This is a genomic window from Vibrio xiamenensis (assembly GCF_900100015.1).
Taxonomy (GTDB): Bacteria; Pseudomonadota; Gammaproteobacteria; order Enterobacterales; family Vibrionaceae; genus Vibrio; species Vibrio xiamenensis.
The window spans coordinates 59,746-86,618 of the sequence record NZ_FNDD01000025.1; the positions used below are offsets into that span (position 1 = coordinate 59,746).

Annotated in this window: 21 protein-coding genes; 5 read left to right on the top strand and 16 right to left on the bottom strand. The window is 46.5% G+C overall.

Translation table 11 applies throughout. The features are described from left to right. The 3 genes from flhF to sixA all read right to left on the bottom strand — a co-directional run bounded on the left by flhF (position 1) and on the right by sixA (position 4,180). Positions 1 to 1,473, bottom strand: coding sequence for a flagellar biosynthesis GTPase FlhF (gene flhF, locus BLS03_RS17990; protein WP_093277172.1), 1,473 nt, complete (start codon positions 1,471 to 1,473; stop codon positions 1 to 3). 31 nt (positions 1,474 to 1,504) lie between these two features. Then, a complete protein-coding gene (flhA, locus tag BLS03_RS17995) occupies positions 1,505 to 3,598 on the bottom strand; it encodes a flagellar biosynthesis protein FlhA (protein ID WP_093277175.1) in 2,094 nt (697 codons plus the stop codon). Positions 3,599 to 3,715: 117 nt separating this feature from the next. Continuing rightward, complete coding sequence (gene sixA, locus BLS03_RS18000) at positions 3,716 to 4,180, bottom strand: phosphohistidine phosphatase SixA (protein WP_093277178.1); 465 nt, start codon at positions 4,178 to 4,180, stop codon at positions 3,716 to 3,718. A 253-nt stretch (positions 4,181 to 4,433) separates the two neighbouring features. Here sixA and BLS03_RS18005 point away from each other — a divergent pair, with 253 nt between their 5' ends. Beyond that, complete coding sequence (locus BLS03_RS18005) at positions 4,434 to 7,211, top strand: insulinase family protein (protein ID WP_093277181.1); 2,778 nt, start codon at positions 4,434 to 4,436, stop codon at positions 7,209 to 7,211. Here BLS03_RS18005 and BLS03_RS18010 read toward each other — a convergent pair. Further along, a complete protein-coding gene (locus BLS03_RS18010) occupies positions 7,208 to 7,804 on the bottom strand; it encodes a VOC family protein (RefSeq protein ID WP_093277227.1) in 597 nt (198 codons plus the stop codon). The genes BLS03_RS18005 and BLS03_RS18010 overlap by 4 nt on opposite strands. A gap of 238 nt (positions 7,805 to 8,042) precedes the next feature. On the opposite strand from BLS03_RS18010, the gene argS reads away from it, so the two are divergent. Both argS and BLS03_RS18020 read left to right on the top strand, forming a co-directional pair. Then, positions 8,043 to 9,776, top strand: coding sequence for an arginine--tRNA ligase (argS, locus tag BLS03_RS18015; RefSeq protein WP_093277184.1), 1,734 nt, complete (start codon positions 8,043 to 8,045; stop codon positions 9,774 to 9,776). Positions 9,777 to 9,854: 78 nt separating this feature from the next. Continuing rightward, positions 9,855 to 10,283, top strand: coding sequence for an HIT family protein (locus tag BLS03_RS18020; RefSeq protein ID WP_093277187.1), 429 nt, complete (start codon positions 9,855 to 9,857; stop codon positions 10,281 to 10,283). Between the two features lie 74 nt (positions 10,284 to 10,357). Here the strand turns inward: BLS03_RS18020 and BLS03_RS18025 are convergent, their stop codons facing one another. The 5 genes from BLS03_RS18025 to znuA all read right to left on the bottom strand — a co-directional run bounded on the left by BLS03_RS18025 (position 10,358) and on the right by znuA (position 18,146). After that, positions 10,358 to 10,588 (bottom strand): FeoC-like transcriptional regulator, encoded by a 231-nt coding sequence (locus BLS03_RS18025; protein ID WP_093277190.1) that lies wholly within the window; start codon positions 10,586 to 10,588, stop codon positions 10,358 to 10,360. Continuing rightward, positions 10,585 to 12,861 (bottom strand): Fe(2+) transporter permease subunit FeoB, encoded by a 2,277-nt coding sequence (gene feoB / locus BLS03_RS18030; RefSeq protein WP_093277193.1) that lies wholly within the window; start codon positions 12,859 to 12,861, stop codon positions 10,585 to 10,587. The genes BLS03_RS18025 and feoB overlap by 4 nt, the downstream gene beginning before the upstream one ends. Next, the gene (locus BLS03_RS18035; protein WP_093277196.1) at positions 12,861 to 13,088 is read right to left on the bottom strand and encodes a FeoA family protein; all 228 of its coding nucleotides are present in this window, start codon (positions 13,086 to 13,088) and stop codon (positions 12,861 to 12,863) included. Before BLS03_RS18035 ends, feoB begins: the two co-directional genes overlap by 1 nt. A gap of 657 nt (positions 13,089 to 13,745) precedes the next feature. Then, positions 13,746 to 17,075, bottom strand: coding sequence for an AraC family transcriptional regulator (locus BLS03_RS18040; protein WP_093277198.1), 3,330 nt, complete (start codon positions 17,073 to 17,075; stop codon positions 13,746 to 13,748). Positions 17,076 to 17,249: 174 nt separating this feature from the next. After that, a complete protein-coding gene (znuA, locus tag BLS03_RS18045; RefSeq protein ID WP_093277201.1) occupies positions 17,250 to 18,146 on the bottom strand; it encodes a zinc ABC transporter substrate-binding protein ZnuA in 897 nt (298 codons plus the stop codon). 84 nt (positions 18,147 to 18,230) lie between these two features. On the opposite strand from znuA, the gene znuC reads away from it, so the two are divergent. Together znuC and znuB are read left to right on the top strand one after the other, a co-directional pair. Continuing rightward, on the top strand, positions 18,231 to 19,019 hold the full coding sequence (gene znuC / locus BLS03_RS18050) for a zinc ABC transporter ATP-binding protein ZnuC (protein ID WP_093277204.1): 789 nt from the start codon (positions 18,231 to 18,233) through the stop codon (positions 19,017 to 19,019). Continuing rightward, the gene (znuB, locus tag BLS03_RS18055) at positions 19,012 to 19,797 is read left to right on the top strand and encodes a zinc ABC transporter permease subunit ZnuB (RefSeq protein ID WP_093277230.1); all 786 of its coding nucleotides are present in this window, start codon (positions 19,012 to 19,014) and stop codon (positions 19,795 to 19,797) included. Before znuC ends, znuB begins: the two co-directional genes overlap by 8 nt. 68 nt (positions 19,798 to 19,865) lie before the next feature. On the opposite strand, the gene purF is transcribed toward znuB, so the two are convergent. From purF to BLS03_RS18090, 7 genes are all read right to left on the bottom strand, one after another. Then, a complete protein-coding gene (purF, locus tag BLS03_RS18060; protein WP_093277207.1) occupies positions 19,866 to 21,380 on the bottom strand; it encodes an amidophosphoribosyltransferase in 1,515 nt (504 codons plus the stop codon). Between the two features lie 37 nt (positions 21,381 to 21,417). After that, positions 21,418 to 21,909 (bottom strand): CvpA family protein, encoded by a 492-nt coding sequence (locus tag BLS03_RS18065; RefSeq protein WP_093277210.1) that lies wholly within the window; start codon positions 21,907 to 21,909, stop codon positions 21,418 to 21,420. Between the two features lie 63 nt (positions 21,910 to 21,972). Further along, complete coding sequence (locus BLS03_RS18070) at positions 21,973 to 22,560, bottom strand: SPOR domain-containing protein (RefSeq protein WP_093277212.1); 588 nt, start codon at positions 22,558 to 22,560, stop codon at positions 21,973 to 21,975. Further along, on the bottom strand, positions 22,561 to 23,829 hold the full coding sequence (folC, locus tag BLS03_RS18075; protein WP_093277215.1) for a bifunctional tetrahydrofolate synthase/dihydrofolate synthase: 1,269 nt from the start codon (positions 23,827 to 23,829) through the stop codon (positions 22,561 to 22,563). A gap of 43 nt (positions 23,830 to 23,872) precedes the next feature. After that, on the bottom strand, positions 23,873 to 24,799 hold the full coding sequence (gene accD, locus BLS03_RS18080) for an acetyl-CoA carboxylase, carboxyltransferase subunit beta (RefSeq protein ID WP_093277217.1): 927 nt from the start codon (positions 24,797 to 24,799) through the stop codon (positions 23,873 to 23,875). A 168-nt stretch (positions 24,800 to 24,967) separates the two neighbouring features. Then, complete coding sequence (gene truA, locus BLS03_RS18085) at positions 24,968 to 25,762, bottom strand: tRNA pseudouridine(38-40) synthase TruA (RefSeq protein WP_093277220.1); 795 nt, start codon at positions 25,760 to 25,762, stop codon at positions 24,968 to 24,970. 87 nt (positions 25,763 to 25,849) lie between these two features. Next, positions 25,850 to 26,873 (bottom strand): FimV/HubP family polar landmark protein (locus BLS03_RS18090; protein ID WP_281241242.1); only part of this gene is annotated, 1,024 nt, incomplete at its 5' end.

The following is a 26,873-nucleotide window of genomic DNA, read 5'->3' on the forward strand; positions in this document are numbered from 1 at the left end:
CTAGAATCCATCCGATTCACTACTCCAGTAGTGAGGTTCGTTTTCTGTCGACTTCTCCAGCAGTTCATTAGCTTTTGCAACCATGTATTTCGGCTGCGCAATCACGATATCTTCAGGGACTCGCTGTCCATTTGCGATATAGGCCACCGGAAGCGCATTCTGTACTACAACACTTAAAAATTCGCCCAGGCTAAGTGACTCATCGAGCTTAGTCATAATGCAGCCTGACAGTGGAATTCGCTTAAAGTGATCGATGGTTTCCTGCAACACTTGACGTTGCGCTGTCGCAGGTAAAACAAGGTAGCTGTGAATCATTTCACCGCTCTCTTGCATTAAAGTATCCAGTTGCTCTGAGAGCCGCACGTCGCGCTGCCCCATTCCCGCCGTATCGACCAAAACTAATCGACGATTACGTAATTGATATATTACATCGGCTAACTCTTTGGAATCTTTAGCAACTCTTACAGGACAACCCATAATTCGGCCATAAATCGCCAACTGTTCATGGGCACCAATTCGGTAAGTATCTGTGGTCACAAGTGCCACATTGTCTGAACCAAACTCCATCGCAGCACGCGCCGCAAGTTTGGCGATAGTCGTGGTTTTTCCAACGCCGGTTGGGCCAAGAAGGGCAACCACGCCGCCACGTTTTAAAATATCTTGGCGAGAAATCGGGATTTGGTCAGAAACCAAGCCGAGTAGAGCTTTCCACGCTTTGGCCGGTACGGTATCTTCAGGGATATAGCACGCCAATTGGTCAGCGAGGTCCTCTGACACACCCATACGTTGCAAACGTTTGATTAACATGGCTCGAAGCGGCTCTCTACGCTCGACTTCCTGCCACATTAAACCGGAAACTTGATGCTCGAGCAGACGACGAATCGACGTCATCTCTTCTTTCATTTCGTCCAATTCATGACTGTCATAGCGCGGTTCGTCATTACGTTGACGCTCATAGCGGCTCGGGTCCAGACGAGCAGGCTGTTTCTCCACTCGACGGTCTTCTGCAATCAATTTGGCTAGTGGCGAATCTTGTTTTAGCTGAATCTGGCTAGATTTTTGACTACGTTGCTCCGCCTGACGACGTAATAAGGCAGTTAAAGAATCTTCTTGTTGCTCTCTCTCGCTCACCTCTGGTTCACTCGCATGACTATATTGCTTAAGCATGTTGGCAAAGCGTTTGGTCATCGATGAACCTGAATCATGATTTGAAGATGACTGAAGGCTGACTCTATCTTCGGCGAGTTGTCTTTGAGAGTGTGCATTTGAGGCTTGATGGCTCGAATTGTGACGTGGCTGAGAACTATAACCACCACTGCGAGCGGTAGACGTATCACCATCTACCGCGGCGACGATCTCAACACCACCTGCCACTTTTTTATTTGACATGATGACAGCATCAGCCCCAAGTTCTTCTTTAACTTGAAGAAGAGCTCCTCGCATGTCTTTGGCAAAAAATCGTTTAATCTTCAAATTCGATATCCGTTATACAAAGTGGTCAGAATCAGTTACCTACAGCTTGAACAATGCGTATCTGTTTTTCGTCGGGAATCTCTTGGTAAGACAAGACTCGAAGTGACGGAATCGTATTCTTCACAAACTTAGCAAGTGTTGAGCGAAGAACACCAGATGTCAGCAATACTGCAGGCTCCCCTTTCAGCTCTTGTTCCTGTGTCGCTTGGCTAAGGGACATCTGTAGTCGCTCAGCAAGACCAGGTTCAATCCCTGCGGATTCTCCGCCTGACGCTTGCATTGTTTGATGCAATATCTGTTCCAGCTCAGGAATTAATGTAATAACTGGAAGCTCTGGTTCTATACCATTGATTTCTTGGACAATTAAACGCTTCAATGAAATGCGCACAGCAGCCGTTAAGATGTCAGGTTCTTGACTCTTACTCGAGTACTCTGCAAGTGTTTGAATAATGGTTCGAATGTCTCGAATCGGCACACTCTCGTTAAGCAGGTTCTGCAACACTTTCACCACCACCCCAAGGGCAAGTTGGTCAGGTACAAAGCCTTCCACCAATTTTGGAGCCGAGCGACTGAGCATTTCGAGCAGATTCTGGACTTCTTCGTGACCAATCAGTTGGGATGCGTTGTTGGTCAAAAGTTGACTTAAGTGAGTAGCAAGTACCGTTGCGGAATCAACCACCGTATAACCTAATGCTTGAGCATGTTCACGCTGCTCTTCACGTATCCAAATCGCTTCAAGTCCAAACGCCGGGTCTATGGTAGGTTCACCATCAATCACGCCATAAACTTGACCCGGATTGATCGCCAACTCCTGATCTGGGCGAATTTCTGCTTCGCCAACCGCCACGCCCATTAAAGTAATGCGATAGCTGTTTGGCGTAAGCTCTAGGTTATCCCGAATATGTACCGCTGGAATAAGGAAGCCGAAATCTTGAGAAAGCTTTTTGCGCACCCCTTTTACGCGTTCAAGGAGCTCACCACCTTGGTCTCGATCGACCAGAGGAATCAAGCGATAGCCCACCTCTAGTCCGATGATATCGACAGGCTGAACGTCATCCCAAGACAGCTCTCTTGGCGCAGTGACTTCACCTTCAGGAGCCGCAGGTAATTTGGCTTCTTCAGCCACTTTTTTCTGCTTACGCTGAATTAAGTAAGCACCACCACCAGCCAAAATTGCCAGCAACAAAAACGCAAAATGTGGCATTCCTGGCACTAAGCCCATTACCGCTAAAATCGCGGAAGTGATCATAAGTGCTTTGGGGTTATCAAACAGCTGAAACACCAACTGCTGCCCCATATCCTCATCGGTATTTTGGCGCGTAACCATAATCGCAGCGCCAATCGAAAGTAACAGCGAAGGAATTTGGGCAACCAAGCCATCACCGATGGTCAGTAATGTATAGATTTCAATCGCTTCGCTAAAACCAAGTCCGTATTGCCCCATACCGATGGACAAACCGCCGATAATGTTGATAAACAGGATTAAAATACCCGCGATGGCATCCCCTTTTACGAATTTGGAGGCACCATCCATTGAACCGTAGAAATCTGCTTCTTTGGTGACTTCCTGGCGGCGAGTTCGCGCCTGTTCTTGGTCGATAAGCCCAGCGTTTAAATCCGCATCAATCGCCATTTGCTTACCGGGTAATGCATCTAGGGTAAAGCGAGCACTTACCTCGGAAATACGCCCTGCACCTTTGGTCACCACCATGAAGTTGATGATCATTAGGATCAAGAACACCACTAAACCGACCGCATAGTTGCCGCCGATAACGACGTTACCAAACGCTTCAATCACGTTACCTGCCGCGCCGCCACCTTCATGGCCGTAAAGTAACACCACGCGAGTCGACGCAACGTTCAATGCAAGACGCAATAAGGTCGCAATCAAAAGTACCGTCGGAAATGCAGCAAAATCCAGAGGACGACGGGTGTAAACCGTGACCAGTAGTACTACCATCGCTAACGCGATGTTAAAGGTGAAGAATAAGTCGAGCAGAAATGCCGGAATCGGCAAAATCACCATCGCCAGTGTGGCTAACACCATCACTGGAGCCCCTACCGCTGGCATCGCCCGCTGAGGAATCGGTGGAAGTTTGTCGACAAATGGGAGAGAGAACTTCATACGTAGTACTAGTTATTTCAATATTAATGAAAGACTTAGTACTAGTATGCAAATTTTAGTCCAAAATAAATGTCAAAACTTTGGCTGAGGCGTCAGACATACGCTAGCTCGATAAGATTAAGGATGCAGGCTCCAGACAATATTGCCTTGTTCGCCAATAGCATCAAATTCAATATAGGTAAGGCCGGAAGTTGGGAACATTGGTGGCGCCAAATCGGCAACAAATTCTGCCGTTAGATAGCCGACTAAAGGCAAGTGAGACACCACAAGAATCGAGTCAATATCATCGATTTCCGACACCGCTTTCAGAAACTCATACACTTGTTCTGAATCACCATAAGGCGTAATGTCGTCACTGGTATCAACTTGTTTTGCATCGAAATATGGCGCTATCGCTTGCCAAGTTTGCTGGGCTCTAAGGTAGGAGCTCACAAACACACGGTCAAACGATTTAGTGCCTTGTTCGTTACATGCTCTTGCGACCGCGATAGAGTCAGATTGGCCACGCTCAGTCAAAGCTCTTTGCGCATCACTTAAGGCAAAATGTTCCGCTTCTCCGTGACGCATTATAAAGATCTTCATATTCATTCCTAAATTTGTCTATGTGCAGTCGATGACATTGTCATTATGTCAGCTTATAGCGTTAGAAGAGCGACTATTAACAATAATTATATCAAGAACCTTGCTAAAGACGTCGACTTTCTTAACAATCTACTGATATCGCGAGGAAAATAAAACAGTGTCGTAACAGAGTCACTTTTGTGACTAAACTGCCTTTGCAGTCGTCGATATCCAAGGTCATACTTACATTATAAAATCCAAGCGGAGATCCCCTGTGCATCTAAGTCCAAATGATTCAAATCATTATCGCTATGTCACCCTTGCAAATGGGTTACGCGCTCTGATTATTCAAAATGTAGACGCACAGAAGTCTGCGGCCGCGCTTGCCGTCAATGTTGGGCACTTTGATGACCCCATGGAAAGACAAGGTTTAGCCCACTACTTGGAACACATGTTGTTCTTGGGGACGGGAAAATACCCTAAAGTGGGCGATTTTCAAAGCTTCATTACACAACATGGCGGCTCGAATAACGCTTGGACTGGTACTGAACACACCTGTTTCTTCTTTGATATCAGTCCTTCCGCGTTTGAAAAAGGCTTAGATCGCTTTAGTCAATTTTTTACCGATCCGCTATTTAATGAAGAAGCGTTGGACAAAGAACGTCAAGCGGTTGAATCGGAGTACAAGCTCAAGCTTAAAGACGATTCTCGCCGCCTGTACCAAGTGCATAAACAAACCGTCAACCCAGATCACCCCTTTGCCAAATTTTCGGTAGGTAACCTTGATACCCTCGGCGATCGAGACGGTAAGTCGATTCGTGATGAAATCGTCGCGTTTCATGCCAACTGTTACTCTGCTGATTTAATGACGCTGACCGTGCTTGGACCACAAGAATTGGATGAGCTTGAACAATGGGTTAGCGACAAGTTTTCTCAGATTCAGAATAATCACCTGCATGGCAAACAAATCGATACTGTGTTCAAACGAGCGGATGCCTGCGGCGAATTTGTGTATGTCGAGCCAAGCAAAGACATTCGCAAACTCATCATGACGTTTACTTTTCCAGGCATGGATAAGTTTTATCAGACTAAGCCTCTGTCCTACTTCGCTCATCTGCTGGGCTATGAAGGCGAAAACAGCTTAATGCTGCTGCTCAAGAAACAGGGCTGGATTGTCTCACTATCAGCAGGCGGTGGTGTGAGTGGCAGCAACTATCGAGAATTCACGGTAAGTTGCACCCTAACCCCGCAAGGGCTAGAACATACCGAACAAATTATTCAAGCCGTGTTTCAATATCTCAATCTGATTGAAGAACATGGCTTTGATGAGTGGCGTTACACTGAAAAACAAGCGGTACTTGAATCGGCATTTCGTTACCAAGAACCCACTCGACCGCTCGATTTAGTCAGTCATTTGGTCGTCAACATGCAGCACTACGCGCCTCAAGATATCATCTATGGCGACTACATGATGGCTGGCTATCAAGAAGCGCAGCTTCGTGAACTGCTCGGTTATTTTACGCCGAGCAACCTACGCGCTACCGTCGTTGCAAAAGGCTTTGAGTATGATCAGCAAGCGCAATGGTATTTTACGCCCTACTCGATTAAACCGTTTAGCGCAGAGCAAAAGTCACTGTTTTTGACGCCAACGGATAATTTTGCTTTTGAACTACCGCCGCAAAATCCGTATATCAGCTACCAATTGGATCCTAAACCGATTGAACAAACACACCAGACACCACAGATTATCGAGCAATTACCCGGTTTCACCTTGTGGCACATGCAAGATAGTGAGTTTCGCGTGCCGAAAGGCGTGGTTTATGTCGCCATAGACAGCCCGCAAGCGGTCGCCAATGTCGAAAACATAGTCAAGACTCGTTTGTGCGTTGAGATGTTTCTTGATTCTCTCGCCAAAGAAACCTATCAAGCGGAAATTGCCGGCATGGGTTACAACATGTACGCCCACCAAGGCGGCGTAACGTTAACTCTTTCTGGGTTTAGTGAAAAACAATCAGAGCTGATGAAAATGATTCTGGCCCGTTTCGCCAAACGCGAATTTAGCCAAGAACGCTTTGATAGCATCAAAAACCAGTTATTAAGAAATTGGCGAAATTCCGCCAAAGATCGTCCAATTTCACAACTTTTCAATGCTATGACCGGCATTTTACAACCTAACAATCCACCGTATATTGATTTAGTTGCCGCACTGGAGAAAATCCAAGTTGAGCAATTGCCTGACTTTGTCACCCATATTTTGTCTGAGCTGCATGTGGAAATGTTTGTCTACGGTGACTGGACACAAAGCGATGCAGTGGCGTTGGGAGATACCTTAAAAGATGCATTGCGGATGGAAAACCAAACTTACGAAGAGTCGCTAAGACCGCTTATCATGTTGGGTGAAAGTGGCACATTCCAAAAAGAGATCGACTGCCAACAGGAAGACTCTGCGATTGTGGTGTATTACCAGTGTGAAACCACACAGCCTCGCGATATCGCTTTGTATTCCCTCGCCAATCACTTGATGTCAGCGACATTTTTCCATGAAATTCGAACCAAGCAGCAACTTGGTTATATGGTAGGAACGGGGAATCTTCCACTCAACCGCCATCCTGGTATGGTGTTGTATGTGCAATCTCCAAATGCCGCGCCAACGGAGCTTATCAGTTCGATCGATGAATTCCTGAATGCATTTTATATGGTGCTGCTTGAACTCAATGAATACCAGTGGCACAGCAGTAAGCGTGGCTTATGGAATCAAATCGCCACACCGGACACCACGTTAAGAGGTCGAGCTCAACGTTTATGGGTCGCAATTGGTAATAAAGATAGCGACTTTGACCAACGTGAAAAAGTGCTTCAAGAACTCAAATCACTGACACGTACCGATATGATTCGCTTTGTGGTCAACGAGTTAAAACCTCGCACCGCGAACCGACTAATTATGCATACGCAAGGTAAGGCACATCAGGATGTCGAGAAACTCTCCCTTGGCCATGAAATTGGCTCAATAGAAGAGTTTCAATTGCGCCCGAAAGATACGGAACTTGGCTAACTTTGTTCTGACGCGACTATCGTCTTGAGTGAATGGGGGTGAAACTTAATGCACACGCCTTGGTATTTAAACGCCACGGTCGGGTTAGCTAAGCGCTCCCCTTCTCCTTTCGGGCTAGACAGTTTCACCTTCACGCCAAGTTCACCAAGCTGAGACCAACGCTGGGCAAGTTCTGGGAATTGACCAAGCACATCTTGCAAATACGCCTCGGCGCTTTGCGCTGACGACGGCACAACAAATTCGACATGTTCCCAGCCTTGCTCTGGATAGGTTTTACCCTGTGCAGGATATGGCAGTTCCAAGCATTCAACCGTCCAACGGCCAAAAACCAGCGGCTTAGAAAAATCGAGCACAATAATCGGTCGACCATTGATCTCTGCGCTAGAAATGATTTTCCCATATTCTAACCACGCATGATGCGCCTTTTCAGCCAATTCAAATTGGTTAATTCGCATCGCAATATGATCGGCAACATAAGCGCTTAAATCCACGCCTAATACATCGCAAAGCGCGCTAATTCTTATCTCAAATTCGGCAAGATTAGTGATCATTTGCAAAGGGGAAAGCTGAGTATCACGAAGGCTTTGGGTCATCATTTACTATCCAATACACTGATTTAGCCGCAATACTAACAAGTTAATAAACAAAAGTAGAAAATTTCCTTTTTTCCACCCTGTATACCCGCTGCAAATATTGATATTATGAGCGCCATTTTACGAACATAATCAAAATATACATGCACATTAAGCAGATGAATATTCTGTAATCCGCATAGCGAAACCAATGTCCAATGTATAAAGATACAATTCCCAAGAATTGAAGGATGCACGTGTGAATATCCAAGCACTTATTAACGATAAAGTATCTCAGGCTCTTGAAGCCGCTGGCGCACCACAAGGTAGCCCTGCCGCCGTTCGCCAATCGGCCAAAGCTCAATTTGGTGATTACCAAGCCAACGGCATCATGGGCGTGGCTAAAAAATTGGGTACTAACCCTCGAGAATTTGCGCAAAAAGTATTGGACGTTCTCGATCTTGATGGCATCGCTAGCAAAACTGAAATCGCAGGCCCTGGTTTTATCAACATCTTTCTAAGTGAAGAGTTTCTCGCCAAACAAGCGGAAGCAGCGTTAGCAGACTCACGTTTGGGCGTTGCTCAAGAAGCCCCAAAAACCATCGTTGCTGATTACTCTGCGCCAAACGTTGCCAAAGAGATGCACGTCGGTCACCTGCGTTCAACCATCATCGGTGACGCGGTCGTTCGCACTTTGGAATTTCTAGGTCACAAAGTAGTACGTGCTAACCATATCGGTGACTGGGGTACTCAGTTTGGTATGTTGATCGCCAACTTAGAACGTGTACAACAAGAATCTGGCGAAGTTTCGATGGAACTCTCCGATCTTGAAGCGTTTTACCGCGAATCGAAAAAGCTGTATGACGAAGATGAAGCGTTTGCTGAAAAAGCACGTAACTACGTAGTAAAACTGCAGGGCGGCGATCAATACTGCGCTGAAATGTGGAAAAAACTGGTTGATATTACGATGGTACAAAACCAACGTAACTACGATCGTCTCAACGTATCCCTCACCCGTGACAACGTGATGGGTGAAAGCATGTACAACAGCATGCTACCTGGCATCGTAGCAGACCTTAAAGAAAAAGGCCTTGCCGTTGAAGATGATGGCGCGCAAGTGGTATTCCTTGATGAATACAAAAATAAAGATGGCGAACCAATGGGCGTTATCATTCAAAAACGCGATGGCGGCTTCCTTTACACCACGACAGATATTGCCTGTGCGAAATACCGTTACGAAACCTTGGGTGCCGAGCGCGTATTGTACTTTATCGACTCTCGTCAGCATCAACACCTAATGCAAGCTTGGACTATCGTTCGCAAAGCCGGTTACGTACCAGAAAGCGTATCGCTTGAGCACCACGCTTTTGGCATGATGCTCGGCAAAGATGGTCGTCCATTCAAGACCCGTGCTGGCGGCACCGTACGCTTGGTTGATTTGCTTGATGAAGCCGAAGAGCGCGCAATTAAGCTGATCGAATCGAAAAACCCAGATCTAGAGCAAAGCGAAAAGCATAACATCGCGAAAACCGTTGCGATGGCGGCAGTAAAATACGCTGACTTATCGAAAAACCGTACCACAGACTACGTGTTCGACTGGGACAACATGCTAGCGTTTGAAGGCAACACCGCGCCATACATGCAATACGCCTATACTCGCGTTGCTTCTATTTTCGCCAAAGCAGGCATTGAGATGGACTCACTTAGCGGTGACATCGCTATCTCAGAAGAGAAAGAGAAAGCGCTAATCGCGAAACTGCTGCAATTCGAAGAAGCGGTTCAATCTGTGGCGCGCGAAGGCCAACCTCACATCATGTGTTCTTACTTGTTTGAACTGGCTGGTCAATTCTCAAGTTTCTATGAAGCTTGCCCAATTCTTAACGCTGATAACGATGAAACCAAAAATAGCCGCCTTAAACTTGCTGCACTAACAGCAAAAACCATTAAGCAAGGCTTATCTCTACTCGGTATCAATACCCTAGAGCGTATGTAATAAGCGTTGTAAGATAAAAAAGGTTGGCTTAATGCCAACCTTTTTACCATTTGCGCATCCATTCGAGGAAGCATCATTATGAGTTTTGAACTTCACCCCCAGCTGGCCTTTGACACCAGCGTGATTGGACATTTTCCTTTGTGCATTGCACTGCTGCATAAAGATAATTCCGTACCTTGGGTTATTCTGGTTCCCAAAAAAGCCGATTTGAAAGAGCTTCATCACTTACCGATGCAAGAGCAGCAGCAATTTTTGCTTGAATCTCAAGCCGTCAGCCAAGCGCTCGAAGCAACGTTCGCACCGGACAAACTAAACTTGGGCGCATTGGGCAACATGGTACCCCAACTGCATATTCACCATATCGCGCGCTTTAAAAATGACATCGCGTGGCCGGGACCGCTATGGGGAAATACTGCGGGTAGCTTTCGCGAACCGAGTGTTCAACAAGCTTTAGTGGAACAAATTCGGCAAGCTCTTGCTGATAACGCCCAATTTCGTATTGAGTAAAGCGCAGTTTCTCTGCAAACAGTGTCGATTAAAAAAGCAGCCATTGGCTGCTTTTTTTTGTGGTACTGATAATTTTACATCGTGACCGTCAAAGACAGGCCTTGCTCTTGATTGGTGACATAGCGAACCTGGCGTACTTGTGAGTCGCGGTTAGTATCCACCATCTTTGAAATCAAGCCTTTGCGAATCAAAATCGCCAGCATCGCATCGACACCATCTTCACTAAGCGCAAACTTACGCGCCAACTCTTTGGCGCTCGCGCCATGGTTCTGCTCTAAATAATGTTTAAGCTCGGAAACAATCATGCAACGTTGACCTCCAATACTTGACTGGCTCGGCGCCCTTTGCGCTTCATCAAGTGATAGGTCATCAAGCTCAAAGCGATAATCACCGCAATCCAAATCGCGCTCGATAAAGGATGATCACCAAAATGCGCCACTTGGTAGTAGAGAGTTGCGCCAGCATAGGCAAGTCCCATGGTCCACAGCGCGATAAACTGCGCATACTTAGCGCCAAATTCTCGAACGTAAGCCCCCATCGCGGCCACACACGGTGTATACAGCAACACAAACAGCAAATAGGCAAACGCAGCGTGACTGCTCGAGAAATAGTGCTGCAAATTACCAAAGATAGACTCATTCACGTCTTGATCGGCCGCTGCCACCTGTGAATCACTCAAATCGCCGACTTCAATACCCAATGGGTCAGAAAAGCTCAGCGCAGCAAGATTATCCGGAATCGACATAACTGCTTCTTTCAAGCTGCCCAATAAGTCATATTCACCGCTCTCACCATCGTCTGCTGGTGCGTAGAGATTATTCAAGGTTCCCACCACCGCTTCTTTGGCAAAAATACCAGTGATAATGCCCACCGTTGCCGGCCAGTTATCTTGCTCAACACCAATTGGCGATAATACCGGCGTCACGACTTGTGCCGCGCGTGATAACACTGAATTGTTGCTGTCTTCGTTACCAAAGCTGCCATCCATGCCTAACGAGTTAAAGAAGCTCAAAATAGTCACGACAATAACGATGGTACGCCCAGCGCCTAAAGCAAAGCGCTTAAGTTTTTGCCAAGTTTTAATCAACACATTTTGCAGTGTTGGAAATTCGTAATTCGGCATCTCCATAATCAAACTGTCGCTTGAACCCGGGTACAGAGTTTTCTTAAGTACAAACCCCGTCAGTACCGCCGCTAAAATGCCGATGATATACAGAGCAAAAACCACATTTTGACCGCTGCTTGGGAAGAACGCCGCGGCAAATAACGCGTACACAGGCAGACGCGCGCCACAAGACATAAATGGCGCCATCGACGCTGCCAACTTACGCTCACGCTCTTGATCGAGAGTACGCGTTGCCATAATCGCTGGCACATTACAGCCAAAACCCAGCACGAGAGGCACAAAAGCTTTACCCGGCAAGCCGATTTTCTGCATCACTTTGTCGAGCACAAACGCTGCCCGCGACATATAACCGGAACTTTCTAAAACCGCTAAGAACAAGTACAAGCAAGCAATCACCGGAACGAATGTCGCTACCGTTTGAATACCGCCACCAATACCATCAGCAATCAGTGTTACTAACCAAACTGGAAGATGATCATCGAGAAGGTAATGTCCGCCATCCACCAGCAACGCACCGACACCGATGTCAAAGAAATCAATAAACGCACTACCAATGTTGATGGCAAACATGAACATCAGGTACATGATTAGGAAGAAGAATGGGACGCCAAACCACTTATTCAATACCACGCGGTCAACCCGCTCAGTAAAGCTATGGCTGGTTTTACCTTGCACGCGACGCACGCTTTTCAACACTTGGTGAATAAAGGTAAATTTGACGTCGGCGACATGTAGATCTAAATCTAAATTCAGATTGGCTTGAGCTTGCTGGACGGTTTGACGATCCGCTTGATTCAACGGATTCAACACTAAGCTGTCATTTTCCAATGCGCGAATCGCCAGCGAGCGAGCGCTCGATACTTGTCCTTTAAAAAGCGCAGCCAAATTAGTGACCGCATACTCGAACTCATCATGGTAATCAAGAGCCAATTCGTCCAGAGCGACGCCCTGCACTATAGTTTTGTGCAGTTTTTCTTTAAAACGTTTTACCTGAGCTCGGTCATTGGCCGATAGGCTCAATACTGGGCAACCTAAGGCTTTTTCTAAGCCTGAAACATCCAAAATCTGGCGATCGCGCTTAAGCGCATCCATCTTGTTTAGTACCACGATCATCGGACGGCCCAATTCTCGTAGTTGAAGGGTCATATATAAACTGCGTTCTAAACAAGTTGCGTCAACCACATTGATGACGAGATCCGCGGGGTGTGTTAGCACCGCACGTGAGGCAATGGATTCATCGATACTGTTCGCATCATTGCCGCTGTCTAATGCATAAATCCCCGGCAAATCAGTAATAAAGAACTCGTCACCAGAGTGACTATAGCGACCAGTTTTTTTCTCAACCGTCACCCCTGCCCAGTTACCAACTTGCTGTTTAGCGCCAGTTAAGCCGTTAAATAAGGTGGTTTTACCGCTGTTTGGGTTACCGACGGTCAATAATTGATAGCGCATTACACCACCTCAACGTCAATTTGATTAGCAATAGCACAACGTAGCGCTAACGAAACGCCACGCACTTCTACTTGCAGTGGATCTCCAAATGGCGCTTTACGTAGCACGGTTACATTGGTGTCAGGCAGCATTCCCATGATCATGAGCTTTTTGCGCACATCGCTGGTCATTTGTGAAAAGCCACTGATGACAGCGGATTGGCCCGGTGCCAATTGAGATAGCTTCATTTGAAGAACTCCGAGAGTTAATGAGAAGGATTCGTATTAATAATAAAACCCTCAGCAGTATGAGGTCTTGTTTGAAATCAAACTTTGCAAAAATAGCCCGTCATTTACGTCAAAAGCCGCAACGTCAAATTTGTTAATTTCACTTTACGGTCATAAATGCTTCAAACTAGACATTCCATTCCAGCCATAAAAATCAAAATAAAACAATAAATATCAGTAAGTTAAAAATATGTCGGTTTTCTCATGTAACAGTGGCGTTAAATTTATACATCCTTTCAACATCGATTCGTATAGTCAATTTCGTGGAGACGACATTCCCTGTTTTCACGATTTAATTCCAGATGTGGTGCTTTCGCATCACTCCGGCAGCAAGCGAAGGTGTCATTGGCGCCCGTGGTATAGTCCCCCGGCTATACCACGATTTTTTCTTTCAGCTAGAATCCATTCCCTTTTTTCTCCTGCTTAAACAGTTAATCCTTAGAGCCTTAGTCCTTAAACTCTCTGTATCCAGATTCAGCGACGTTTAAACATCAAACTAGGAATGGCACAAAGGCACGGCACGCATTGAGCTCTGGACTTGTGCTTATGATTAAATGAGCGATTTTTCGCTAGGTACAACACGGCTTGATGCGAAATACTGGTCTTCGACACCCAGCGTTAGAGGACTTCTTGACTCTCGATAAACTGGGTTGGAGAAGCGCCAAATTGAGCTTTGAAGCGCTGGCTAAAATAAGAAGGGTCGTTAAAGCCGCATGCAAAAGCGACATCGGAGACTTTATCTCCCTCAAGTAGCTGGCGGCAGGCGTGTTCAAGGCGAACTTCATTGAGATAATCTTTAAATGTACGCCCGGTTAGTTGCTTAAAGCGACGTTGTAAGCTGCGCTCAGAGACAAACATCAGCTTGGCCGCACTGGTTGTACCAAATTCCGGGTCAGAAAACTGCTCTTGAACGAGTTGTTCAAGCTTTTGCAGCCACGGCTCAAACTGTAACTGGGAGCCCGAGTCATCAAGCGGCAACTCGCCGGATTCATTGACGTCAAATTCGTCAAAAACGTGATGACTCGACCAACTGAGTTCAACCAAATTGCGCTCTGAGGAACTGAAAATAGCAAGCTGCCCACCGCTTTGCGTCACCTGCTTTTTGACTGCGCTCCAATCGGTGATACTCAAATCCGCTTCAACCAGCGCTTTCCCTTGGTCACAGCAAACCAGCACCACCCGTTGCTCTCTAAGTTCCACATTCAGTGAAATGTGCTGCTTACGGTAGCTACGCCGTAGCAAGTTATTGAATAAAGCGCTTAACACTTCGTCTAAATTGAATTCAAACACCTCAATAAGTGCAGCCTGAGGGGACGGTTTTTCAAGCGACACACTCACGTCTCGACGCTCAAACTCCTCTCGCCATACCTCCAGTGCCGACTCAACTACGACCTCTAAATCAAATACCGCCTGTGAACCGGTTTTATCACTACGCACGTTTTCTAATAAATCCAACTCTGCGTAGATTTGTTCCACTAAGTATTGCTGATCTTTTAGTGAGGAAGCCGACAGCACTTGTCGATGAAGACGCTTTTTCATGCCATCCAAGACATGAGAAAACACTAACCTTCTGAGCTGTAACTGTTTACGCAGCTGATGATTATTGGCGATCAACACTCGTCCTTGATGACGAAGCTGCTCCGTTTTCAACCCAACTTGCGCTTGCAAAAAACGATGGTTGCGTTTGCTAAGGCGCGATCGCCACCAGAGCAACAAGGCCGCACCGAACATTAAGCACACAACATAAATTGTGATGGCATAACGCCCCAAATACCAAGGCTTCGCAACCGTGAACGCCATATTCATCGCATAAATAGTCAAGTTGTTTGGCATCTGTTGACGAACCATTAATTCGTACTCACCCACCTCAAGGTGACTTAGTGTCAACTGTTGGCTAACGACAGGCCGCCAAGGTTGCTCGTCATTGAAACGATACTCAAATTTAGGCTTGGAAAACATTGGAATTCCCCCAAAGCGAACGCTAAGTACATCGTCATACTCAAGCTCAATCGGTAATCCAGTTTTTCCACCAACACTGTGCAGCGCTTGGTTAACTCTCACTTGGCTCACTATGATTTTTTCTGACGGCAAAAGATTGGTCGTCAGAGAATAGCTATTAACACTGACCAACCCATATTTAGAACCGAGTAACAGCCCGTGTTTATTGTTGGCTAAAGACGTACAAGACGAGGGTAAAAATTCGTTATACAGCACTCCAAATGGCGGCGAATAATGGTCAACAATCGAACCATCATTTTGGTAACGGCTCAGCCCAGCCGATGAGGTCAACCAAATACCATCTTGGTTGCGCACTAAACATTTGGGCGAAACGCCCTCCGCTGGCAAAGGTAAATTTCGAAATAAACGCTGTTTAATATCGTAAGCAAACACACCATAAGCGCTACTCCCCCACACCACGTTGGGCTCGACTTCTATAAAGTCAAAAATCCGTCCAGCATGCTGGGCGTGACTCACTAAATGAACGGCTTCACCATCAATGACATACAGATGACTGCCTGTACTAAGTAATAATGTGCCACTTTGCATCGCAAACAAATGCCAATGGCTTTGCGGCATAGTGCTGCTATTCAGCCAATGGTTGGAAAAACGTTTCAGCTCTCCGGAGCGCAAATCATAGCGCCAAAGTTCCCCCTGGCTAATTCCCCACAACTGTTGCCGTTTTGCATTGAACTCAAGCTGGCTTACTGATTCGGTCGTCATAAAGCGTGGTAAATCTTTTGATTCCGGTTTGCCACTTTGTGCATTGATCACCACAATCCCTTTCGGTGTGGCAATCCAGAGGCTCTGGTTAATCTCGACAAAATCCAATACGCTACCTAGGTATACACGCTCAGCATCAGTCTGGTTGTTATCCGCCAAGCGGTATAGCCCACCTTGAGCGTGAAGCCAATAGCCATTTTGAGCCTGAGTCAAATGTAAATTTCGGATTTGAAGACGCTGTTTGTTCACATCATCAATAGGCTGAGGCCGCCGCTCAAATTGCGCACTGTAGGGTGAGTAATACTGAATGCCATTTTCGGTCGAGACCCACACACCGCCTCGCGAGTCAGCGAGCAAGGCGTGAATACTTTGGCCCTGAAGTTCAAAGGGCTCGGTACCTAATCCGTTAATGTATTCTTGGCTATTGGGGAAAAAATGCTGAATGTATAGACCGTTATCGGTACCAATCCAATAACTGTCTTGCGTTTCGGCCAGCGCACTAATGTTTCCATGGGCTAACAACGTAACGGGTTGATAAGTTGGGTCGTCCACATTAACAAGCAGCGCTCCGTCATCGCTACCAATGAGTAACTCACGCCGCTTAGTTGAATAGTGGAGCAAAGAGACATTATCTTTATTTGAAGCATCAATATGACTAAAGCCATTTTGCGCCGACAAATACACGCCTGCGTTGGTCGCCACCACCCAACGAGAATCGATAAACTGCGCCGCTTGAATTTTAATCGACGCTAACTGGCTGTATTGATACAGCCGCGTTAGAGCAAAACGAGTGAGCTTACCGCTGTTGATTTGATAGGCATAAAACCCATCTTGGTCGGTGACCCAAATATAACCTTGCGAGGCACCGATTTGATTGATGTCGCTGCCTGGCGTTAGGCCAAATACACGCTCTCGCTCTTGCGCAGGCTGAAGTCGATACACTTCATTACCGGCAAAACTCCAAAAAGCGCTTTGATGATAAGTCAGTTGCGCGAGTGAATAGTTAAGCGCAGAGCCAACTTTAGGAAGTACCTCAACACCATCAAAAAACTTTACTCGGTGCTGCATATCTTGTATCCACAAACCACCATCTTGGCTTGGGTACAATTGATTTCCCACCAGAATATTGCCACTGGCTTGAGTCGGTAACGGATAGAAAACTGCTTGCGACGCTGCGCTAGTTCCAGTCAATAACGCGCCACACAACAGCAAAACGATTTGAAACACCAATGCAAACCTCAAGCGCTTGATAACAAAAATAACAAACAGAATGAAATACTTAAAAAAGTAAACACCTCATTTGTACTTGATTAACAAGTCCTTGTCAGCTAGTACGCTGACTTTTTAAGCATTGGTCACATAGAAAAGCTCGGGCAGCAACACGCTACCCGAGTAAAGAGATTATTGCGCAAGGCAAGCAGTGAAATTGTCGGCCATGTTATTGAGGAACACAAAGTAGCTACCAGGGACCAATGCCACTTCGGTGCCGAGCGGATCTAAGGTGCCGATCTTGGCTTGAGTTCCGCGCACGACAGATTCAACGATCGCTGGTGTAAACTGAGGCTCGGCAAACACACATTTAGCGTTACTGCTGGTTAATTGTTGGCGAATCGAAACTAAGGTTTTAGCGCCTGGCTTACGCTCAGGGGAAACAGTAAAGTGGCCAAGGTGATTTAGCTGATGGTCTTTTTCAAAATACTCATAAGCATCGTGGAACACATAATAACCTTGGCTACGTACTGGCTCGATTTTTTGCTCAATATCGTCAAAAGACTGATTTAAATGGGCGGTAAAATCGCTCAGATTGTGCTGATATTGGCTTTGGTGATCAGGGTCAATCTCAATAAGCTTTGCAGTTAATGCTTTTGCAACCGTCAACGTCTGCTCGTGTCCCATCCAAAAATGCGGATTAAAGCGACCATGATCATGATGATGCTCGTCTTCGTGCTCGTCACCATGATGCTCATCGTGGTCAAACTCCAACAAATCCAACCCAGCAATATCGCTGATAGTGAAAACATTGGTCTTTTTCTCGAGCACCTTAGTCAAAAATGGCTCGAGCGTTGGACCAAACCAAACAATCAGATCAGCACGATTAAGACGTTTAATATCTGATGGACGTAGCGCGTAATCGTGCGGTGAAGTATTGGCACCAAGTAGAACTTCGGGTTGAGAAACACCTCGAGTGAGCTCCAATGTAATCATCTGGATAGGCTTAAAACTGGTAAGTACTTGCTGGGCAAATACGCTCGGAGCGGCCAATAATCCGCCAATCAATAGAAAAATCAAATGTCTCATGAAGGTTCTCATTCTGATGGTGTAGCTTTGTTGTGGCGCGAATGTTATATTATAACATCATCGATTGGCAAGTGAGTTTTATACATGTCGACCTTAGTCGAGCTTCACGACATTCAAGTCAAATTCGCGGATAAGACCGTTTTAGACCATGTGAGTTTGCAACTCAAACGCGGCAAAATCACCACGTTAATTGGCCCAAATGGCGCGGGTAAATCGACCCTAGTCAAAGTGCTGCTGGGGCTCCAACGTCAATACCAAGGTAAAGTTTCGAAACACAAAGGACTGCGTATCGGCTACGTGCCGCAAAAACTCAAGCTCAACGAAACCCTGCCATTAAACGTAAGCCGTTTTTTGCGCCTAGCTGGCAAATATAGCTCACAAGAATTAACCTCAGCATTGAAACTGGTGGGGGCCGAGCATCTTCAAAAAGCCAATATGCACAGCCTGTCCGGCGGTGAAAACCAGCGTGTATTGCTGGCGCGCGCACTACTGCAACGCCCGGATTTATTGGTGTTAGATGAACCAGCACAAGGGGTTGATATTCAAGGGCAAATCGATTTGTATGACTTGATTGACACCATTCGCCGCCGCTTTAACTGTGCGGTGTTTATGGTGTCTCACGACTTGCATTTAGTGATGGCAAAAACCGACTATGTGATCTGTTTGCATCATCATATTTGTTGCTCTGGCTCGCCAGAGGATATTACCAAGCATCCGCAATACATCGCACTGTTTGGTCAAGCTCGTAACGAAACGTTAGCTTTCTATCATCATCAGCACGATCACCATCATCACGATCTTGCCGGACAACCCGTCCAAGGCGATGCGCAAGCTTGTTCTCACCACCTGCACGGTCACCATCATCATGATTGAATTTTTACTTCCTTCCCTGCTCGCAGGTATTGGAATCGCTATCATCGCCGGTCCGCTTGGCTCTTTTGTGGTGTGGCGTAAAATGGCCTACTTTGGCGATACCCTCGCTCACGCCTCACTACTTGGTATTTCGCTCGGTTTTCTCCTAGACGTCAATCTCTACTTGGCGCTTTTGGTATGCTGTCTGGGGTTAGCCTTACTGCTGGTTGGCCTACAAAAGCAATTTGTGGTCGCCACCGATACACTACTGGGTATTTTGGCCCACAGCGCGTTATCGCTTGGTTTGGTCGCGGTCAGCTTTCTTGACGATGTTCGAATCGATTTGATGAGTTATCTGTTTGGCGATCTGCTTGCTGTCTCAACCAGTGACTTGAGCTTTATTTATCTCGGCGTGTTGGTCGTGGGTATCATTTTATTCCTATTCTGGCGCCCACTGCTGTCCACCACCGTCAACGAAGAACTGGCGGCGATCGAAGGACACAACATCGATTTAATGCGTTTGATTCTGATGCTACTGATGGGGCTAGTCATTGCGGTGGGTATGAAATTCGTCGGCGCGTTAATTATGACCTCTTTACTGATTATTCCCGCCGCGACGGCACGGCGCTTTGCCACCAGCCCTGAGCATATGGCAATGCTTGCATCGCTTATTGGTGTGATTGCGGTTCTGGCCGGTATTGCGATGTCATGGCATTGGGATACCCCAGCAGGCCCTTCCGTTGTGCTGTCTGCAGCAGCGATGTTTATGCTTAGTCAGTTTAGGCGACCTGCATTGTAATTTTCAGTATGCTTGAAATAACAAAGGCTTCCCCAAGGGAAGCCTTTTTCGTTGCCATCGAACTTGAATTAAGCGCCTTCGTTGTAAAGCTCTAAGTTCGCCAGTTCTTGCTGAATCTCACGTTGCACTTTCGAATCATCGTTACGCAGCGACTCAAGGAAATCGAGGTATTTCTGGTCGATATCGCCCGTTACGTATTCCCCGTTGAAAACCGAGGTTTCAAACTTGCTGATGTCGGTATTGCCCATACCTACGGCTTCAACCAAATCATCTAACGTTTGGAAAATCAGCTCGTCAGCACCAATTTGATCACAAATCGCTTGGCTATCGCGGCCATGTGCAATCAACTCATTGGCACTTGGCATATCAATACCGTACACGTTCGGGAAGCGAATTTCTGGTGCTGCTGACACCATAAACACTTTCTTCGCGCCAGAGTCACGAGCCATCTCAATGATCTGCTCAGACGTGGTGCCACGAACAATCGAATCATCCACAAGCAACACGTTCTTATCTTTAAACTCAGAGCGAATAGCGTTGAGTTTACGACGTACCGACTTCTTACGCTGCTGTTGACCCGGCATGATAAATGTACGGCCAACATAACGGTTTTTCACGAAACCTTGGCGATACGGTTTATCAATGGCTTGAGCGATCTGCAGAGCGATATCACATGACGTTTCTGGAATTGGGATAACCACGTCGATATCCAGATGAGAAAATTCGTTGCAGATACGTTCGCCAAGCTTTTTACCCATTTCAACGCGCGCGCTGTATACCGAAATCTTGTCGATGAACGAGTCTGGACGAGCAAAATAAACGAATTCAAAAATACATGGGTTTAGAGATGGTTTATCCGCACACTGCTGAGTAAACAACTCACCATCAAAAGTCACATAAATCGCTTCGCCCGGCGCAACATCACGCATGAAATCAAAACCAACGGCATCCAACGCAACCGATTCTGATGCCACCATGTATTCGGTGAAGCCGTTGACTTCACGCTTGCCCAAACACAGTGGACGAATTCCGTTTGGATCGCGAAACGCGACCATGCCGTGACCAATGATCATCGCACTTACAGCATAAGCGCCGCGAATGGTGCGATGCACGTTAGTCACTGCGCGAAACACATCTTCAGCGGTCACGTTGCCCTTAACGGTGTCAATTTCATGGGCCAAAACGTTAAGCAATACTTCAGAGTCCGACGTAGTGTTGATGTGACGACGGTCTTTATCAAACAACTTTTGACGAATGTCTTGAGCGTTGGTCAGGTTGCCGTTATGAGCGAGGGTGATACCGAAAGGTGAGTTTACGTAGAAAGGTTGAGCTTCTGAGGCACTTGAACTGCCTGCGGTAGGGTAACGAACGTGACCGATGCCGACCGTTCCTTGCAAGCGTTGCATATGTTTAGCCTCGAATACATCTTTGACTAAACCATTCGCCTTACGCAGACGAAAACGATTGCTTTCTATGGTACAAATACCCGCAGCATCTTGGCCACGATGCTGCAACACAGTCAACGCATCATAGATAGATTGGTTTACAGGCGTTGTGCCCACGATTCCGACAATACCACACATGTCCTAACCCTCGATTTGCGACATTTTTTCTGGCGCGCTAAATCGCGCCAGATAGGAAACTAGATGTTGCTTGCAAGTGTTCAAAGAATGGCGCAATGATTCGGCTAAACTCCGGAACCAACTGCGATCCTTTCCACCACTCAGTGTCTGGAAACGAAGTAAACGCATCCATAAAAAACAAAGCCGCAGAGACAATTAGAATGCCTCTTAGAGCGCCAAAGACAATTCCCAGCACTCTGTCTGTTCCAGACAAGCCCGTTTTCTGAACAAGCTGAGCTATCACGTAATTGACAATAGCTCCTACGATTAACGTAGCAACAAATAATGCTGCTATTGCGGCTCCGTTGCGAACCATGTCATCTTGAATATTGGAAAAGTACACCGCAAGTTTAGCGTAGTACTGGCTGGCAATAAAAAATGCCCCAAACCAAATAACTAATGACAGGGCTTCTTTAGCAAAGCCGCGAACTAAACTGATCAAAGCCGATAGGCCGACCACGCTCAAAATGACAATATCTAACCAATTCATGTTTATCTGCACATTCTAAGTTGCGCGCATTTTAACAGAAAAAATGCTGACGCAAACGTTTTCTTATGGGTTTAGAGGTTTAAATTTGAGCAATCGACCTTGAGCACCGGTGATTTTCTCTAATTCAGTAATCTGGCGTTCAAGCTTACTCTTTGAAATATCTGGACCAATAATCACTCGAGTAAAGCCATTCTCCAATTTTGTGTGCGCTTGATAACCGCGCTTTTGTAAGTCTTCAACCAAGGTCTTGGCGTTGTCAGCATTTTTCAGTGCCATCAATTGAATGATCCATCCAGAATCTTGGTAATCATTTCGTTCTGGCACCTCTTTGACTTCAACCGGCAAAGGTTTAGGCGCTTCCTGAGGTTGCTTTGTCACGCTCTTGGTAGGCGTTTTAGGCTCGACCGGTGGCTCAGGTTGAGAGTCAACAGTCACTTGCACCGGAGAATCCGGCAGCGCACTGGTGTCCTCTTCAGGCTCTAAAACTTCAAACGAAGCTTGATCTTGTTTGAGTTCAGGCTTGATCGGAATGCTGGCCAAGTCTTCTTGAAAATGTTTTTTCTGACCATCTAAAATATCCGGTAGCACGATCACACCGATCGCGACCAAAACAATCGTCCCAACCAAACGATTTTGAAACTTACTCGCCATTTATTCTCCTTGTTGCTGCCAGTATTCGAGAATTTCACCGACAGTGTGGAATGAACCGGCGACGATTATGACGTCGTCTTTGGCTGCATTTGTCAAAGCGGCTTTAAATGCCGTCACAGGCTTAGCAAACGCGATAAAATTATCGGTCAAATGTTCACACAACTCGCTGGCTTTGGCTGCTCGCGGACCGGTAAGTGACGCCACGTACCAAAACGAGGTAATCGGCTCAAGCTCAGCGAGCGTCGACTTGATGTCTTTATCATGCAACATGGCAATCACCATATGCACGGTCCGGTTTGGATATTGCTGAGCAATTTTTTCCGCCAAATAGTGCGCCGAATGCGGGTTGTGCGCGACATCAAATAGCACCACAGGGTCACGCTGAATCACTTGCATTCGCCCTGCAAGCCGAGCGTTTTTCAATCCATTAACGATATTAATATCGCTGATGTCGAGATCTGAACTGCCCAGCGCCATTAAAGCGGTCGCTGCATTCGGTAGTGGTAATTGAGGAATCGGTAAATCATCAAGGTTATAAGGGCCACTGTTCCATTGCCAAGTGGTCTCATTGACGATCTTGTAGTTGTATTGAATACCGACTTGATGAAGATCGGCGCCAATATCATCTGCGTGCGCGGCGACCGTACCCGGCGCCTGAGGCTGACCACAAATAGCCGGTTTACCGGAACGGAAAATCCCTGCTTTCTCATAGCCAATCACATTAATGTCGCTACCTAACCAATCAACATGATCAATTGCCAAGCTGGTAATAATTGAAACATCATGCTGCACGACATTGGTGGCATCAAGGCGCCCGCCTAGACCCACTTCCAGCAGTACCACATCAACCTTTTCGGTTTGAAAAATACGTAGCGCTGCCAAAGTGCCAAACTCAAACAAACTTAATGTGGTTTCGCCGCGCGCGCGCTCAACAAAATCAAATGCTTCAACATGTAGCTGATCCGCCGCGTCGACACCATTGATTCGCACACGCTCGTTATAACGGATTAAATGAGGCGAACTGTAAACACCGACTTTATAACCAGCATCGAGCAAGATAGCTTCCATTAAAGCGCAGGTTGAACCTTTACCGTTGGTTCCCGCAACCGTTATCGTAAAAGGTGCTGGTTTGGTTAAATTGGCTTGCTTAGCAACACGTTCGACGCGCTCTAAACCGAGATCAATGGAGGTGGAATGAATGGTATTTAAATAATCAAGCCACACCGCTAAAGAGGATGTGGCTTGGGGAGGTATAACGTTTTGACTCATCTAACTAGTAACCGAAATCTGCGGGCTGTCGTTAGTGTCTACTTTAACCTTTTTCGTCCGCTTCTGGTACAGTGTAGTTCTCTTCATTTGGAGAACTGTTCACAGAATCGACGACCGGTGAATCGTGATTGGTCATTTTCGCTAACAGGCCAGCAACGCGTTGACGCATTTCGCGGCGATCAACGATCATATCGATGGCACCGTGTTCTAATAAGAACTCACTACGTTGGAAACCTTGCGGCAAATCTTCACGCACAGTTTGCTCGATAACGCGACGTCCGGCAAAGCCGATCAAGGCTTTAGGTTCACCGATATTGATGTCACCTAGCATCGCCAAACTTGCCGATACACCACCCATGGTTGGGTCGGTCATGACCGAAATAAATGGTAGACCTTGAGCCGATAGGCGTTCAAGCGCAGCACTGGTTTTCGCCATTTGCATCAGCGACATAAGCGCTTCTTGCATACGCGCACCACCACTGGCTGAGAAACAAACCAGACCACATTTTTGCTCGATTGCTGCTTCAACAGCACGCACAAAACGCGCACCAACAACAGAGCCCATCGAACCGCCCATGAATGAGAATTCAAACGCACAAGCAACCACAGGCAAGCCGATAAGTTCGCCTTTCATTACGATCAGTGCATCTTTCTCACCACTGCTCTTTTGTGCAGCAGAGATACGATCTTTGTAACGCTTTGAATCTTTGAACTTAAGCTTATCTTGTGGCTCGAGTTCGTCGGCTAACTCGACACGATTTGCTTCATCTAGAAACGCTTCTAAACGACGACGGGCTTTCATTCGCATGTGGTGGCCACATTTAGGGCACACTTCTAAATTACGTTCTAGCTCCGCATAGTAAAGCACCTGTTCACAAGAGGTACATTTAGTCCATACACCTTCAGGAATGGACGCTTTACGTGAACTAACAATGTTGCTTTTCTCTAAAATCTTTTCAAGCCAACTCATGGAAGACCTTTTCTCTTAATTCTCTCTCGATTATCGAGAGATAAAAATTCTGAATTTACGCGTGGAGAATTAAAGCATATAAAATGCCAAGTGTAGACAAAAAACTGGTTGTACCTATTTCCTGTATTGATATCTCACACACTGGTTACTCAGACATTCAAACCCGAATTAGTTCAAATCGTCTGGTAAAAATAGTGGGCCCATCGCAACTTGAGGCAAACCAAATTCTTTCGGATAATCCACGTCCACTAAATATAGACCACCAGCTTTCGCCGTTGCACCAGCCAGTTTTCTATCTTTGGCGTGAAGTAACCAGTCTATCCACTCGGGCTCTTGCTCACCACGCCCGACGACTATAAGACTACCTACGATGTTTCGCACCATGTGATGAACAAAAGCGTTCGCTTTGATGTCCACCACAACATAATCCCCATGACGAGTCACATTTAAATGCATCACATTTCGCCAAGGACTTCGAGACTGACAGTGTACTGCACGAAATGAGGTAAAGTCATTTTCGCCCAGCAAATATTGTCCAGCTTGATGCATGCGTTCCACATTAAGATCACCGTGATAATGGCTCACGCCATTCGCCAGAATACCGGGTCTTAATGAGCTGTTAAAAATGATGTAACGATAGCGACGAGCAGTGGCAGAAAAACGCGCGTGGAATTCATCATCCACTTCTGTTGCCCAGCGAACGGCGATGTCATCTGGCATGTTGGCATTAACGCCCATCGTCCAGGCCACCATTTTTCTGGTTGCAGTCGTGTCAAAATGAACAACTTGCCCCGAGCCATGTACACCTGCATCGGTGCGTCCAGCACACTGCACTTCAACCTGATGATTGGCAACGATGCTCAGCGCTTTCTCAAGCTCTTCCTGAACACTTTTTACATCTCTTTGGCGTTGCCAACCAAAATACTGCGCGCCGTTATATTCAATGCCTAACGCTATTCTCATCTGTTACATCTCATTGAAAATGGGGCCAGAAGTATATACGTTATCAAACCTAATGATAAGGGGGCCTAAGCCCCCTTTTATTCTGGTTTATCGACCATAAATAGCATCAATTAAATTTTTAGCTTCGCGGCGAATCTCATCACTGCCATCGACAATCGCTTCTTCAAGCAGCTTAATTGCCCCTTTCGAATCGTTCATCTCGATGTAAATCTTGGCTAAATCAAGCTTACCCGCGGCTTCAGAATTGGCATCGATATCTTCGAAATTGCCAATATCACCAATAACATCAGGGAAGTCGGTAAGTCCTACATCAAGCTTGAGTTCATCATCGTCTAAAGCCCCTTGCTCATCTTGCTCAACTTCGGCCATCAATTCATCAATGGTTCGATAAGCAGGTTGAGCCGGTTCTTCGCTCGGTAGATTGTCTTGCTCACCCCAATCTTCATCTTGGACTTCTGGTTGCTCTAACTCAGCATCGCTCCAGATGTTTTGCTCTTCTTCCGGAATATCGTCAGAAATTTCAGCTTGTTGTTCTGGTGATAGATTGAAACCATTCCAATCCTCGCCACCCACTTCCAGCATCGCATCGAGATTCATCCCGGCGCTATCTGAAACTTCATCATCCATTGGGCGATTAAAATCAAACGAATGCTTAGACGGTGTTTCGTCGTGTAGCAGCTCGTTAAAGGTTTGTTCATCGTAGTTCTCAACAGGTTGAGGACCACTGCGAACCGGAGCTTCGCTCTGCGTTGAACTGGCTTCAAGTTGTTGCTCGATTTCTGGCTCAGCGCTGAGCTCTGGCTCTTCAGCTTCTTGGCTATCTTCCAGCGCTTGCTCTTCGCCGTACTCTGGAAGCTCAGTTTCATCAAGTGCAAAGCTTGGCTCGTCTTCAACCTTTGGCTCAGAACTGACTTCTGGCTCTGCAGCTTCTTGGCTATCTTCCAGAGCTTGCTCTTCGCCGTACTCTGGCAGCTCAGTGTCATCAAGTTCAAAGCTTGGTTCGTCTTCAACCTCTGGCTCAGAATTTAGTTCTAGCTCTCCAGTGCCTTGGCTATCTTCCAGCGCTTGCTCTTCTCCGTACTCTGGAAGCTCAGTTTCATCAAGCTCAAAG